The sequence below is a fragment of the Candidatus Bathyarchaeota archaeon genome (assembly GCA_026014585.1).
Taxonomy (GTDB): Archaea; Thermoproteota; Bathyarchaeia; order Bathyarchaeales; family Bathycorpusculaceae; genus Bathycorpusculum.
In genome coordinates this window covers 227,069-241,679 of record JAOZIA010000002.1, presented here as the reverse complement: position 1 = coordinate 241,679, position 14,611 = coordinate 227,069, and the positions used below count along the sequence as shown (strand labels likewise).

At 43.0% G+C, this 14,611-nt stretch carries 15 protein-coding genes and 2 tRNA genes; 12 read left to right on the top strand and 5 right to left on the bottom strand.

The genetic code is table 11. The features are described from left to right. Window positions 1-55: 55 nt before the first annotated feature. From NWF01_01435 to NWF01_01425, 3 genes are read right to left on the bottom strand one after another with little or no spacing between them, the layout of a single operon-like run. A complete protein-coding gene (locus tag NWF01_01435) occupies window positions 56-856 on the bottom strand; it encodes an ABC transporter permease (GenBank protein ID MCW4023682.1) in 801 nt (266 codons plus the stop codon). After that, on the bottom strand, window positions 857-1,654 hold the full coding sequence (locus NWF01_01430; GenBank protein ID MCW4023681.1) for an ATP-binding cassette domain-containing protein: 798 nt from the start codon (window positions 1,652-1,654) through the stop codon (window positions 857-859). Between the two features lie 14 nt (window positions 1,655-1,668). Next, window positions 1,669-2,109, bottom strand: coding sequence for a MarR family transcriptional regulator (locus NWF01_01425; GenBank protein ID MCW4023680.1), 441 nt, complete (start codon window positions 2,107-2,109; stop codon window positions 1,669-1,671). Window positions 2,110-2,490: 381 nt separating this feature from the next. Here NWF01_01425 and NWF01_01420 point away from each other — a divergent pair, with 381 nt between their 5' ends. The 4 genes from NWF01_01420 (at window position 2,491) to NWF01_01405 (ending at window position 6,557) form a co-directional block, all read left to right on the top strand. Next, window positions 2,491-3,600: an iron ABC transporter substrate-binding protein gene (locus NWF01_01420; protein MCW4023679.1), complete on the top strand. Its 1,110-nt coding sequence runs from the start codon at window positions 2,491-2,493 to the stop codon at window positions 3,598-3,600. 89 nt (window positions 3,601-3,689) lie between these two features. After that, the gene (locus NWF01_01415) at window positions 3,690-4,736 is read left to right on the top strand and encodes an acetylserotonin O-methyltransferase (GenBank protein MCW4023678.1); all 1,047 of its coding nucleotides are present in this window, start codon (window positions 3,690-3,692) and stop codon (window positions 4,734-4,736) included. A gap of 1 nt (window position 4,737) precedes the next feature. Then, window positions 4,738-5,805: an iron ABC transporter permease gene (locus tag NWF01_01410; protein MCW4023677.1), complete on the top strand. Its 1,068-nt coding sequence runs from the start codon at window positions 4,738-4,740 to the stop codon at window positions 5,803-5,805. After that, a complete protein-coding gene (locus NWF01_01405; GenBank protein ID MCW4023676.1) occupies window positions 5,802-6,557 on the top strand; it encodes an ABC transporter ATP-binding protein in 756 nt (251 codons plus the stop codon). The genes NWF01_01410 and NWF01_01405 overlap by 4 nt, the downstream gene beginning before the upstream one ends. 113 nt (window positions 6,558-6,670) lie before the next feature. Here NWF01_01405 and NWF01_01400 read toward each other — a convergent pair whose 3' ends face one another. Together NWF01_01400 and NWF01_01395 are read right to left on the bottom strand one after the other, a co-directional pair. Then, window positions 6,671-9,088 (bottom strand): DEAD/DEAH box helicase, encoded by a 2,418-nt coding sequence (locus NWF01_01400; GenBank protein ID MCW4023675.1) that lies wholly within the window; start codon window positions 9,086-9,088, stop codon window positions 6,671-6,673. Window positions 9,089-9,192: 104 nt separating this feature from the next. Then, a tRNA-Leu gene (locus tag NWF01_01395) sits at window positions 9,193-9,280 on the bottom strand. Window positions 9,281-9,433: 153 nt separating this feature from the next. Here NWF01_01395 and NWF01_01390 point away from each other — a divergent pair. The 8 genes from NWF01_01390 to NWF01_01355 all read left to right on the top strand — a co-directional run bounded on the left by NWF01_01390 (window position 9,434) and on the right by NWF01_01355 (window position 14,608). Beyond that, window positions 9,434-9,510 (top strand) — tRNA-Thr (locus tag NWF01_01390). A gap of 59 nt (window positions 9,511-9,569) precedes the next feature. Continuing rightward, window positions 9,570-10,202: a chloramphenicol acetyltransferase gene (locus tag NWF01_01385; protein ID MCW4023674.1), complete on the top strand. Its 633-nt coding sequence runs from the start codon at window positions 9,570-9,572 to the stop codon at window positions 10,200-10,202. Between the two features lie 109 nt (window positions 10,203-10,311). Continuing rightward, a complete protein-coding gene (locus tag NWF01_01380; protein ID MCW4023673.1) occupies window positions 10,312-10,755 on the top strand; it encodes a hypothetical protein in 444 nt (147 codons plus the stop codon). Window positions 10,756-10,825: 70 nt separating this feature from the next. Then, window positions 10,826-11,197, top strand: coding sequence for a hypothetical protein (locus NWF01_01375; GenBank protein ID MCW4023672.1), 372 nt, complete (start codon window positions 10,826-10,828; stop codon window positions 11,195-11,197). Window positions 11,198-11,232: 35 nt separating this feature from the next. Continuing rightward, a complete protein-coding gene (locus tag NWF01_01370; protein MCW4023671.1) occupies window positions 11,233-11,505 on the top strand; it encodes a hypothetical protein in 273 nt (90 codons plus the stop codon). Next, window positions 11,498-11,905: a hypothetical protein gene (locus NWF01_01365; protein MCW4023670.1), complete on the top strand. Its 408-nt coding sequence runs from the start codon at window positions 11,498-11,500 to the stop codon at window positions 11,903-11,905. Before NWF01_01370 ends, NWF01_01365 begins: the two co-directional genes overlap by 8 nt. 106 nt (window positions 11,906-12,011) lie before the next feature. Next, the gene (locus tag NWF01_01360; GenBank protein MCW4023669.1) at window positions 12,012-12,683 is read left to right on the top strand and encodes an endonuclease III; all 672 of its coding nucleotides are present in this window, start codon (window positions 12,012-12,014) and stop codon (window positions 12,681-12,683) included. Further along, complete coding sequence (locus NWF01_01355; GenBank protein MCW4023668.1) at window positions 12,677-14,608, top strand: DEAD/DEAH box helicase family protein; 1,932 nt, start codon at window positions 12,677-12,679, stop codon at window positions 14,606-14,608. The genes NWF01_01360 and NWF01_01355 overlap by 7 nt, the downstream gene beginning before the upstream one ends. Window positions 14,609-14,611 lie beyond the last annotated feature (3 nt).

The following is a 14,611-nucleotide window of genomic DNA, read 5'->3' as shown; positions in this document are numbered from 1 at the left end:
CTTAAAAAAGAACAGTGTTTTTCCTGCTGTTCAAAAAAGAGTCAGGAATGGTTTTTTATAACACTACTCTGGGATAGAGTTTAGCGCCAATTAGCACTAAAACCGTCATTACTAAAAACAAGACTAAAATGTCCCAGCCTACACCAAACATGCTGGTTCCACCAACAACCATAAGCCCCCTCAAAGCATCCACGGTGTATGTGAGGGGGTTCAGTTTTGCGATGACTTGTAGCCATTCAGGCATCATCGATAACGGGTAGATGGCGTTGCTCGTGAAAAACATGGGCATAGTTAGTACTTGACCTATACCCATGAATCTTTCACGTGTTTTAACTAGCGAAGCAATGATAAGCGATAGTCCTGAGAATAATCCTGCTGATAATACTGCAACCAGAGAGACTAAGGCAAGGTTTATGGGGTTCCACATGATGCCTACGCCGACCAACAGCACGAGCACATATACTATAGCTACTTGGGAGAGTGCGCGCACACCAGCTGATAATGCTTTTCCCAGTACTAGAGCCGTGCGGGGTGTAGGGCTGACGAGGAATTTATGGATAACGCCCAAGTCCCTCTCCCAGATGATTGTTATACCGTAGAAGATGGCTATGAACAGGATACTTTGTGCTAAAATGCCTGGTGCCATAAACGCTATGTAGGATAATTCTCCTGTTGGTATGGCACGAAGTTGGCTGAAGACCGCACCAAAAACAAGCAACCATAATGCTGGCTGAATGGCACGGGTTAGCAGTTCCATAGGGTCATGACGGAGTTTTTTTACATCCATTTCCACTATGCTGATTGTTTTTTTGAAGAATCGAGCAACAGGGTTTTCAGTGAGCAGTTCTATTGTCATTTATGAAAGCCTCCGCGCTGTGCGTCGGGTTAGGGATGTTTCACGGAAATTTTCATTGCTGTCAAATGTTCCGTTAGTATAGTATGTAAAAACTTCTTCGAGGGTGGCGTTAGGTGTTTTTAGTTGGGCTTTTAGCTCTTTGGGGGTTCCTATGATAGCCAGTTTACCCTGATTCATTATGCCTATGCGACTGCAAAGACTGTCTGCTTCTTCCATATAGTGAGTAGTAATGAAAATTGTTGTGCCATAATCTTTCCGAAGTTTTTCTATGTGGTCCCAGACCACTTTGCGTCCAACAGGGTCTAATCCGATTGTGGGTTCATCTAAAAAGAGTACTTTAGGTCTGTGTAGCATTGATTGCGCAATTTCTAAACGTCGAATCATGCCTCCCGAATAGTTTTTCACCAACTTGTTTGCAGCTTCAGTGAGTCCCATGAATTCAAGGGATTCATCAATGAGTTTGTTGCGGCTGCTCCTAGGTATGTCGTACAGTTTAGCAAATACTGTGAGGTTTTCACGGGCGGTGAGAGAACCATCTGCTGAGAGGATTTGAGGAACGTATCCGATTAGGCGTCTGACTTGTGAGGCGTTGCGAGTTATTTCGTAGCCACCGATCGTTGCTGACCCTGATGTGGGAGGTAGCAGTGTAATTATCATTTTTATACTGGTCGTTTTGCCTGCTCCGTTGGGACCCAGTAAACCAAAGATTTCACCTTCTTCAACTGAGATGTTTAGGCTGTCTACGGCTTTAAAATCTCCGAATCTGCGCGAAAGGTTTGTTGTGGTTAAAATAGGCATTATATATGTCACGTTTATTGATTTGTTCTGAAAACTGACCGTAACTTTTCCATAGCTTCAAGGATGGCTTTGCAGTCTTCACTGTTTACACCCTCAAGTTTTTGCGATAGATACTTCATTGTTCCTTCTCTTGCGGTTTCTGTGATTTTTACTCCAAGGGGTGTGGTCTGTAGTTTTATTCTTCTACGGTCTGTGGGGTGTTCTTCGCGTTTGAGTAAGCCTTTGTGGAGAAGGTCATCTGCAAGTTTAGACATGGATGGCAGAGTGATTCCGATGTGTTCTGCGACTTGGGTGAGTGATGCTCCTGCATTTCGGTTTACAAAGTTTAGTGTGCGAAATTGGGGTACTGTGAGGTCATTTGTTCGTCGGCTGCGCATTTGGCTGCGGATGTCTTTCATGATTAGCGGTACAGTTTCGAGGATTTCTTTGGCGCATTCTTGGTTGGTTACAGTCAAATTAGTTTCACTTTCTAATGATTAGATTAACTAATTAATTAACTTTGTCGTGCTGCCTCTTCGTCAGCTACAGCTTCCATTAAGGCCTATTTGCGGTGTCTTATCGCTCAAATTGTCTCCTTTGTGCTTTGAGTGGCTGTTTTTATGTGAGTTGTGCTATTTTTGGTCTTTAGTTGTTCAACCGTGGATTAAATTATGTTCACTTAAGGTTTATTAGCCCTAATGGTATAGGCTGGATAATCCAACCAATTAGGGACGTTAAAAAATGAGTGTACAACATAGGAATCCCAAATTCATAGATACTTCTATGAATCCAAAAAATAAAACCGACGTTAATTGCCAATATGACCAACCTATACTTCGCATTGGAGGCACATTTTGATGAAAAAACTATATGTTGTTTTAGCTGTAGTCGCTATTGCTTTGATTGCAACTGTTTCTTTTGCCAGCCTTTATAATGCACCAGCATCTGAACCTGTATCAACAACTCAAGAGATTACCGACATGGCTGGTCGTACAGTAACTGTACCCACTAGCATAAACCGTGTTGTCGCAGTTAATACCGGTACCTTACGTTTACTCACTTATCTTGGTGCCAGCGACTTAATCTGTGCAGTCGAAGAAGTTGAAACAGACCCCAGTACGAGACCCTACTCAATAGCACACCCCGAATACGCTACTTTGCCATTGGTCGGTCCGGGTCACGGTGGAGATCCTGAACTTATTGGAGCCCAAAACCCAGACATTGTATTCAAAGCAGACGTTGATACCGCAAATCTTGACAACTTACAAACACAATTAGGTGTACCTGTTATCGGCATTGTCGCGCCTGGCATTGACTCACCTGAAGAAATTGACCTATTTTATGACGCGTTAAACCTCATGGGTCAAATACTAGATAAAGAAGATAGAGCAACTGAAATCATCAACTACATCGAAGGCATAGTTTCTGACCTCGATAGCCGAACATCTAGCATATCTGACACCGAAAAACTCTCTGTATATGTCGGCGGACTTTCATATCGTGGTACACACGGACTAATCTCAACTAGTGCATATTATGCACCATTTACTTTGACAAACGCCAAAAATGTAGTTACTGATGAAATGGTTCAAGGTGTCACCAATACCGTAAGTATAGACGCTGAAATTATTCCTGGACTCAATCCTGACGTTATGTTCATTGACTATGCTGGTTTTGTCCTCTGCAAGGACGACGTAGCTAACCACCCTGATGTATACAGCAATATGGTCGCAATACAAAACAATCGTGTTTACGGAGTAATGCCCTATGGTTCTTATGGGTCACAAATCGATGTAACCCTAACTGATGCATACTACGTGGGCACAATCTTGTACCCTGACCAGTTTGCAGACATAGACCCTGTTGAAAAAGCCAACGAAATCTACAACTTCCTATTAGGAATGTCACTATACGATGACGTAGCAGCAACTCTTGGTGCATTTGGTCCTGTGAACCTACTTCCTTAGGTGTAAATAAAATGCGTAAACCTTTGGAACAAAAAAATTTCCCCTCTTTCCTTTTTTAAAAAAATACCCTTAACGATGGAGTAGTAAAGATGAAAAACATAAACAACCTCTTAAGTTATCCCTCTCCCCAATCCAAAATATTTACTTCTACCGTGGGTGAGCCACTAAAAGGCTTACAGCGTTATTATGTGATAATGACTGCTTGGGAAAATGGAATATTTGAGTATACAGTTGCACCTAAAACATATCAAGAAATAGCCACACAATTCGGCTATCATGAGATAATGACTCAAATGTTTTGTGATGCCCTATCTGACATTGGGCTTCTAAGTAAAAAAGATGACAAATATGTTAACTCTTCATTAACACGTGTTTACTTGAACCATTCGTCTTCACGGTACATGCAAAACACGCTCAAAGATATGAAAATAAATGCTCAAATCTGGAGCCAATTACCAACTCTGCTTAAATATGGTCCAATTGTCAAAGAGAAAAACATGTTTAGTGATGGTCGCATTTTGCGAATCGCTGAATGGTCTGAAGCAGGTTCTGTTTGTAGCGTTATGGATGTTGTAACAAAAACTTTGAATATCAATCGTTGGACTCGTCTGCTTGATGTTGGCGGTGGGCATGGTCTTTATTCTATTGCTTTTGCTGCCCTAAACCCTCAGCTTGACGCTTTTGTTTTCGACCAACCCATTGTAACTCCTCTAACCCGTGAGTATATTAATGCTTACAAAGCGCAAAAAGTTCACGTGATTTCGGGAGACTTTAATGTGGATAGCATTGGGCAAGGTTATGATGCAATTTTTTCATCATTTAACCAAACTTGTAATGACCCCAAGTTTATTCCACAATTTGTCGATGCTCTAAATCCTGACGGTGACTTGATTGTACGCAGACACAAAGATAACCCTAAAGGAGACGCAATGCAAACGCTGGATTGGAACATAATCCACTATAAAGGAACAAAGCTTGGCAGAAAACCTCACTCATCTGACAAAATCATGCGTAAAGACGAATATGTTTCTCATCTAAAAGTAGCTGGCTTAGAAATTATAGACTGTAAACCCGTGGACAAGATGTCTGAAATAATTTTTGTACACAAACCTTCCACAGACAGGAGTGACCAGTAAAATGGTGAATAGCAAGATTGCACAAAAAGCAAGTAGTGACATGCCTGACTACAACAAATATATTGGAAAAAAGGTTATGTTCATAGTTGCTTGTGCTATTGCCTTAGTTGTTATTTTCTTGGTGGCTGTATCTATTGGTTCATCAAATCTTAGCATTTCTGAAGTGATTAGCCAAATAGCCAACCAAAGTGGCATAGCTTGGAGTATTCGGTTACCCCGTGTATTAGTGGGTGTAATTGCGGGTGCAATGCTAGCAGTTGCTGGTACAGTTATGCAGTGTTTACTTAAGAATCCTTTAAGTGAACCGTATACGCTTGGGCTTAGCCAAGCTGCTGCTTTCGGAGCAGCATTTGCAATTATGTTCTTAGGTGCCGGAGCAATGTTTAGCAGTTCCAGAGATGCTGTAGTAATAAGTAACCCCTATACTGTGACTATCTGTGCGTTTCTGTTCTCTTTAGTCTCCACCGGTGTTGTACTTGTCCTAACTAGACTAACTAAGGTTTCACCTGAAGCTATAGTTTTATCAGGTGTGGTTATGGGCTCAATCTTTATGGCAGCTCGTACTGCCCTGCAGTATTTCGCAAATGATGTGCAACTTGCTTCTATGGTTTATTGGACATTTGGCGATTTAAGCCGAATAACCTGGGATAATCTTACCCTAATCACTGTAGTGTCTTTACCTGTGCTTGGCTACTTCATTTATAACCGCTGGACCTACAATTCTATCAATGCAGGTATAGACACCGCAAGCAGTCTAGGTGTAAATGTTGACCGGCACATAACTGTAGGAATGGTTCTTGCTTCCCTTGTCGCTGCATTAATCGTTTCTCTAATGGGCGTTATCGGTTTTGTAGGCCTATTAGCACCACACATGGTTCGACGCGTGATTGGCTCTGACCACCGCTTCGTAATTCCCGCCTCCGCTTTAGCAGGTGCCCTCATATTAGTGCTTTCTGACACTCTAGGTCGAACTTTAATTTCTCCGCTAATTCTTCCTGTGGGTGTTATCACCTCTTTTCTAGGTGGACCACTGTTTCTGGCCATACTTATCAGGGGGTATAAGAAATGAAGCTAGAAATCAAAGACCTTGAATTTTCCTATAAAAACGGAAAAGTAGTGCTAGATAATATTCAAATGGAAGTCGGCGCAAATGAGCTTTTAACCATTTTAGGACCCAACGGTGTAGGCAAAACTACCCTGCTCAAATGTATTAATGGCCTTCTGAAATCGCGCAATGGCACTATTATGGTGGATGGTGAGGAAATCCGTAAAATGAGGCGCGTTGAGGTGGCTAAGCGGGTCGGGTATGTGGCTCAACGAGCTGAAGTTTGTCAGATTACCGTTTTTGACTCTGTTTTGCTGGGGCGAAAACCCCACATTACATGGGATGTTTCAAAAAGGGACCTTCAACTCGTAAAAGACATAATAGACAAGCTTGATTTAAACAAGTTTTCTTTAAAGTACATCGATGAAATTAGCGGTGGTGAACTTCAGAAGGTCCAAATTGCTCGTGCTTTAGTGCAGGAACCTAAAGTTTTGCTCTTAGATGAGCCTACCAGTAGTCTTGACTTGTGCAACCAGCACAGGATAATGTCTGCTCTTGTCAACGTTGTGAAACAAAATGATTTAACTGCAATCATGACTATGCACGACATTAATCTTGCTTTGCGGTACTCTGATAAATTCCTGATGATAAAAGACGGAACAATATTTGTTGCTGGTACTCATGAAGTAATAACTCCTCAAAACATCGAAGCAGTATATGACTTGCCTGTTGCGGTAGCAAACTATGCGGGTAGACCAGTAATAATTCCCGTCTAACTAATCTAAACTGTGGTATTCATCATCTGAGGTTCGTTTGGTGCAGGAGGTGGGATTCGAACCCACTAACGCCTACGTGATAAGTTAAACACGTTTTTGAAAGGGTTCTTAAGTTATTTAATTAAACGTTGCAAGATGATGTTTGCTGCCTTTTTATCTAATGGCTCGTTTCCGTTTCCGCATTTAGGCGAGTATATGCAGGATGGACAGCCTTCTTTGCATTCGCAGGTTTCAATCAACTTTAACGTTTTTTCTAATAGCGGTTTTATGTTTGAATAAAGGTTTTCTGAAATACCGATTCCTCCCTCAAAACCATCGTAAATGAAGATTGTTGGTTTTCCTGTGTCTGTATGCTCGGCTGTTGACATTCCGCCTATGTCCCAACGGTCACACATTGCAAACATTGGCGCCATCGCAATAATGGCATGTTCAAGAGCATGCAATCCACCCTCGAAATTCAAGCCTTTATCCTCAACTTCTTCTCTAATCTGTTCAGGAACAATAAACCACATACCAACCGTTGAGAAAGACGAAGAGGGCAAATCAAGCGTATGTTTTTTGATGATTACATCATTGGATTTAATTACGTATGAATGACAATTTTCAGTGATTATTAATTCGCCCAAAGAGGTTTTGAGGTTTGTTTGCGTTTCTTCCAATGTTTTCTTGATTGCTACTTCGACGCTTTTTTGTGTTTCAGTATAATAGTTGGTATTCTCTTTCCGAACCGTTGCAGTGAAATTGTGGAGATTTAGTTCTTCTGAGCGGTAGGTTTCGCCTTGATGTAGAAGGATTGCTCCTGCATGGGTTTCTTCATAAGCCTTGTTTAAGGGAAGTGTTTCAAGAATATGCCCATTGCAAAGTACATTCACTGTTTTTCCGCTAATACTTTCAAGATTAACAACTTTAGTTGCCCTTTCCAGCCCAGAGTAAGTCCAACCCTGCGCAGTTTTTTTCAGAAGGTTTTTTTGCACAAGGGCTCGACCGCTTTCTTTGAAGATCTCTGGAAAATATTTTTGGTCAGAATCGGTAAGCGGCAACTCGTCAGCTGCACACATAATATGACCTGAAGTAATTTTCAGATTGTGCAGGTTAATGATTGCTTGTTCATGGGGTCTATCAAAGAAGTCTTGTGGGTGCTTCATGAAATATTGGTCAAGAGGGTTTTGGAAAGCAACCAAGGTTACGGTTGAATCGTTTTTGTTTCTGCCTGCACGTCCAGCTTGCTGCCACGTAGATATGACTGTCCCTGGATAGCCCGAAATTATCACTGCGTCCAAAGAACCTATGTCGATGCCAAGCTCTAACGCGTTTGTTGAAACCAAACCGATTAAGTCCTTGGTTTTTAGACGATTCTCTATGTCACGTCGTTCTTGAGGAAGGTAGCCTGCCCTGTAGGCAGTTACTGAACCGTATAGCTTAGGCTTTCTTCGTTTTAGGTCTTCTTTAGTCCATCTTGTTATAAGCTCAGCCATTTGTCGTGAGGTTGTAAAGCAGAGGGTCTGCAGATTCTTCATGACGCTTACGGTTAGAAGGTCTTTGGTTTCTTGATGAGTAGATCGGCGAATTGTTTTTGCTGGATTAATGAAAGGTGGATTCCAAAATATGAACGATTTTTTACCCCTTGGGGAGCCATCGTTTGATATTATTTCGAAATCTTTTCCAGTTAGTTTCTTTGCGTGTTCCTGCGGGTTAGCTATGGTTGCTGATGAGAGTATGATTTGAGGGTCTGCATGGTAAAAATTGCAGATTCTTAGCAGTCTTCGTAGAAGCATGGCCACGTTTGAGCCAAAAACGCCTCGGTAAACATGCGCTTCATCAAGTATGATGTACTTTAAGTTTTGAAAAAAACCTCGCCAGAGCTTATGCCAAGGAAGGTACAGATGCAAACCATAAGGGTTAGTCAAAATTATCCTGGAATTTTCCCGTATAAACGCGCGCTGCTCTTTTGGTGTGTCACCATCATAAACGTTAGAATCTGCTTTGATGCCCGTGTCTTTCTCGATTTCCTGTAAAACTTTGAGCTGATCATTTGTTAGAGCTTTTGAGGGATAAATGTAGAGTGCTGTTGCTTTTTTATCGTTTATGAGGGCATCAAAAACGGGAATATTAAACGCCAAAGTTTTTCCTGACGCCGTATGGGTATTAATAATTACGTTTTTGCCTTGCCGTGCTTTGTTTATGGCTTCTGCCTGATGAGAATAAAATTTAATATTCTTACTTTGCAAATAGGCGCTTATGTTTTCTGGAAGGGATTCATCCAGTTCCCCATAACATGCGTCTTGTGCAGGAATTTCTTGAGTGTGCGCAATAGGGGTTTGTTGGGGTTGAACTTCTTGGGGGCTGGTTTCTGTCTTTGGGATGTTTACTGGTTTAGTCTGTGATGAATTATTGATTGGAGGTGGTCTGAAATTTTTTGGTTTGCTGCCTCGTGTTAGAAATGTGCCGCATTCTTTGCAGAATAAGCTCTGGCTGTATTCTTGGTGCGTGTGGGGTTTGCCACATTTTTTGCAGTAGTAATAAGTCGGCAACTTTTTTCAAACTAAATCATTAATATTATTATTAAAACGCTATTGCCCAAATCAGCTATTTACCCATTCAAGTACAGGAAGCTACAATGCGCCCAGATTATTTTTGGTGCAGGGGGTGGGATTCGAACCCACGAACGCCTGCGCGATAGGGTCCTAAGCCCTACTCCGTTGACCTGGCTTGGAGACCCCTGCACACCCATTTTTGCAGGTGAATTATTCAGTGTATCAGTTAGTTAATATGAAGTTTTCCACAGCAAAAAATGGTTCGGCGCTACTTTTTGTGTTTGTTAAACCGTAAGCATTTTATTGAGAAGACGCGTTGATTCATGAGCACAGTGTATTTGCGCCTTCGTAGCCTAGCCCGGTGGGGCGTTACCTTGGTAAGGTAATGGTCGCGGGTCCAAATCCCGCCGAAGGCTCCACACAAAAAATTATACCTAAAAATTTTTAAGCCCACAGCCGAAATTGACAAATGAGCTTTATGAAAACTAAACTGGATATCGAAAACTGGTCAAGAAGAGACCATTACAAGTATTTTGGCAGTTGTGATGACCCATACTTTGGCGTGGTTGTAAATGTTGACTGCACCGCTGCTTTTGCTAACAGCAAAAAACTTGGAGCCTCTTTCTTTCTTTACTACATGTATGAGTCGATTAAGGCTATGAACATGGTGGAGAATTTCCGCTACCGAATCATCGATGGCGAAGTCTGGGTGTTTGACCGAATACACGCAAGCACAACAGTTGCCAGAGCAGATTCTACATTTGGGTTTGCCCTCTTTGAGTACAACGGTGACTTCGATGATTTTGTAAAATGTGCCAAAGCGGAAATCAGCAAAATCCAGAAAATTTCGGGACTCAACGCGGCTGAAAACGCTCGTGTCGACGTGATACATTACACTACGTTGCCATGGTTTAGCTTTACAGGGTTTGTTCATGAAAGAAACATTAACCGTGGTCAGAGTATTCCTAAGGTGGCGTTTGGTAAATTTTTTGAGCAGAATGGCAGAAAACTGATGCCTGTTTCAATCAGTGCAAATCATGGGTTAGTGGATGCATACCATGTGAGCAAATATTTAGAATATTTTCAGGCTGGACTAAACAAAAACCCATAAGCCCAATCTGGAAGTTTCCCCGAGTGTCTGCTGTTTTTGTGTATCATATTTTATGAAGTTCAAACTTAAATACCAAAACAAATCAACCCCTAACCAAGCAGGGAACCCTTTGAGCGACGCAGAAACCCCCGATAACGCAGAGCAACTAAGCAAAAAACTAGACAAAATCCTGCATCGCCTCGACATGCTTGAAGCCTTAATTGTTGAAAAACCAGAATACGACGGCATAGCTGCTGCGTTGAAACTGACAAGGGCAGGCATAGGCATGTACGGTGAACCCCTCAAAATTGCCACTCGACTCAGGAAAGCCCAAAAATTTCTAGAACAAAAACAAATTGCCCAAGACGAAATCGCAAGGTACATAATTCAAGCTTTAGCTGTAAGAGGGCCTCTTAATATTTCAGCGATAACCCGCCAGGTCACTGCGATGAGGGGGAAAGCAAGCAGGCGCATTATAAGGGAACGAATTCAAAGATTGCTTAGCCAAAGCATCGTAACCAAAGACGACGGGAGCCCTCCAACTTATGACTTAACCTCTGATGCTGACCAGTAACTGGTCACTTCTGCTCAGAACACCTAACTAAAGTGACCATCCCATAATGGTAATAGAGGTGAATTAGAAAATGGCAAACAATGGAAAAATGGACAAAGAAATGGATGCACAAACCATAAAAGAAATCCTCGGTGTCGTCTCAACCGAAATCCCCTCCATGATAAAAAGCATCCTCTCCTCAGTTTTCAGCGAGGAAGCGGGACGAAACATGGGCAAAGCAGCCGCAGCCTACTACAGTGAACTCAAGAATGGTGGACTGCCTGAAACGGTCGCGGTGAAACTCACCGAAGAGTACATGCGAACCTTCACCAGTCTAGGTGATATGCTACGGAATATGGGTAAGAGCGGCTTTGGACACGGACATGACGACGAGTTTGGCGAACACATAAAACAACGCATCCACCAGAAAGTCCGAGAGAAAAACCAAGAGGCAGAGGAGTAATCATCCCCTCTCTCCTCATTTTGGAGCGGTAAAGCATGAGCGCAGTTACCATGATGAAGTCTATGGTTAAGTTGACGCCGCATATTTCTCTGCTGATTCTGAGCTTGCTGTGGGTATACCTCACGTTGGGCTTACGGGTTCGGCAGACACGTCGGGCGTTTGAGAAGCAACTCATAGGTGAGGGCATGTCGCGGGAAGATGCAAAGCGTTTAAGCAGCTGTTTTCAAGACCTCAAAGACAACCTAACAGCAACCGTTAGGGAAGCCTTAGTTGGAGGGTTCAGCTCCAACAGGTGGAACCATGAATAGAAGCCGCCAGATTCTGATTCTGCGGTTAAGCTTCTGGGTTGGTGCAGTCATCGACGGTGTAGTCGCGGTTCAAATGCTCCTGCCAGACTTTTGGGTAAACTTTAACGGATTAACAGCAGCTTCAAGTGGCGTCTTGAACTTTGCCTTGTTTACTGCCAGCGTTTTAATGTGGGGTTGGACAGCGCTACTGATATGGGCGGACAGAAAACCGATAGAGCGCAGGGGCATACTTTTGTTGACTGCGTTTCCCGTAGTTTTCGGGTTAGCGCTGAACAATGCTTTAGCTGCATGTTCAGGGTTAAGAACGGTGCAGTCTACTCTACCAACATTGGCGCTTCAGTGTGTTCTCGCGGGGCTGTTTGTGTTCAGCTATTTTAACTCACGCAGAGCAACAACGTAAACTGGTTTCTATTTTTTCATGTTTTTTCATTTTCCTGTTAAGATGGTATTTATAGCCAAACAAACCTTACTCTGCCAATATTCTAACGGTAAAATGAGGGCACAAGTTGACACAGACATGCGCAGCATCAATCCTAAACACATTAAAAGATACACTAGGCTTGCCCAGACTCGTAAAAGTCGGAGAAGACCCTTTCCAGATGCTGGTTGTCACGATTATTTCTCAAAACACCGCTGACATCAACACTGAACGCGCCTTCAAAAATCTCTCCCAGCACTTCGAAATAACCCCCAAGGTTCTGTCTGAGGCTTCTCTTGCCGAGATAGAACAGTGCATACGCGTTGGCGGATTATACAAAAACAAAGCCCAAACAATCCAGGCTGTCTCAAAAATTATCCAAGAAAAATATCGCGGTAACCTCAAACCTGTCTTGTCGTTGCCGCTTAACGAGGCAAGAAGGACGCTTATGGAAATGCCTGGTGTTGGACCAAAAACCGCCGATGTCGTGTTGCTTTTCTCCGCTAACCAGCCCACTATTCCCGTGGATACCCATGTTAATAGAGTGTCCAAACGGCTTGGGTTAACGCCTAAAGACGGGGATTATGAAAATGTTCGGCTGAGCTTGCAGAAACAGTTTGAGCCTAAAAATTTTTTGGCTGTACATTTGCTCTTGATTGCTTTGGGCAGAAAATACTGCAAAGCCCACAACCAACGCTGCGTAGAATGCACCGTTAACGCTTACTGCCCATCCAAAAGCACGGGAGATGCGCCATGTTGAATCTGCCTGCGAAAGTTTCTGATTATTTTCCTTACAGTAGCGTACGCATTCACCAAGACCAATTCATAAACACAATCCATACTGCAGTGAAAAACCGTCAATCCGTCCTCATCGAAGGCAGCAATGGACTGGGAAAAACCATCTCAGCACTTTCCGCATGCTTACCCATAGCCCAAGAAAAGAACCTAAAAATCCTCTACGTAGCCCGAACTCACAGTCAGCATGACCGCGTTATTGATGAGTTAAGATCAATTTACCGAAAGCAAAAAGTCACTGGCATCTCAATTCGAGGAAGAGGCGAAATGTGCCTCAATGTGTTTGCTGCAAAGGGCGCTTTTGACTCAAAATCCTTAATGGAGGTCTGTGAACTGCTAAAAGCAAAGGGGCGCTGTCCTTACTATGTAAATGTGGATGAGCGAACCTATGATTATTTGCAGCTTCAGCAGCAGGTTTGCATGCGTCCCTATATGGCTTCAGAGATTTTGAAGATTTGCAAGAAAAAAGAAGTTTGCCCCTACGAACTCGTCAAATCCTCGCTGTCTGATGCCCAAGTAATCGCGCTTAGTTACCTGTATGTTTTTGACCCTGTAATTCGCAACGCTTTTTTGAAGAATCTGGAAACGGAACTGGGCAAAATCATCCTTGTTGTGGACGAAGCCCACAACCTACCCGAAACCGCCATTGACATTTCCAGCAGTACCCTTTCACTTTTTGTGCTCAAGCAGGCTGAAATGGAAGCGCAACGTTTCGGAAACAAAGACATTGAAGCGTTTGCCGCTTTTTTCCGTGAAGAAGTTGAGAAATTAACCGCACATATTAGCCGTGAAGAAGTTATCTCACCCGACAGCATAATTGACATAATCCAAAAACAGGGAAACGTCTCTAACCCCCGCGACTTCTTTGAACACATGCACGAAGCAGGCAGCTCTATTAAGAAAATCTTGCTTGCAGAAGGCAAAAACCCCCGTAGTTACATTCACTCAATGGGCGAGTTTCTGTTGCGGTGGCTGGAAACAGTGGGTGACTCATCATTCATTAACGTTGCAAGCCGCTACTACAACAAGGAAAACAACAAAACCGCTAAACTCGAAATCGTAGCGCTTGACCCCTCAAAAATCACCGAGCCCGTTTTCAGCTCAACATACGCTAACGTAGTCATGTCAGGAACCCTGCAGCCTTTGGAGGCATACTTGAAAATTACCAAAATGCCCAAAAACTCAGCCCAATTCATAGCGCCATCCCCTTTTCCTAAAGAGCACATTTTCTCTGCCGTCTGCCTCGGTGTCACAACCTCCATGGAGAAGCGTACACCCTACATGTACAAAACCATGGTTAAACGCATAAAAGAAGTTGTGGAGAATACACCTACTAACACAGGAATTTTTGCGGCTTCTTATGAGGTGTTAAAGCAGCTTTTGGCTGAGGGCTTAGAGGCTGCGGTTTCCAAACCTCTGTTTTATGAGCGCAGGGGCATGCCGTCTAAGGCTAACGAGAAGATTGTGTCAGATTTTAAGGCGTTGGGTGACCGAGGTGGCGCCGTGTATCTTGGCGTGCAGGGTGGCAGGACTTCGGAAGGTGTGGATTTTCCTGGAAACCAGATGCACTCGGTTGTTGTTGTGGGTGTGCCTTATGCTGAACCGACCCCGCGGGTTAAAGCGCAGATTGATTATTACGAAAAATGTTTCTCTGGGTATGGTAGAGAATACGGTTATTTGTTACCTGCCATGAAAAAGTCCTCTCAAGCTGCAGGAAGACCTGTGCGCACATTAGACGATAAGGGCGCTATAATCTTTTTAGATTCACGTTTCTCTCAATATTACTGTCAACGTTTTCTGCCTTCATGGGTAACCAGTAGCATGAAGGTTCTGCATGATGTTGATGGAGTTTTAGGCAGCGAAATCGGTGGGTTTTTTGCTAAAAAATAGTCT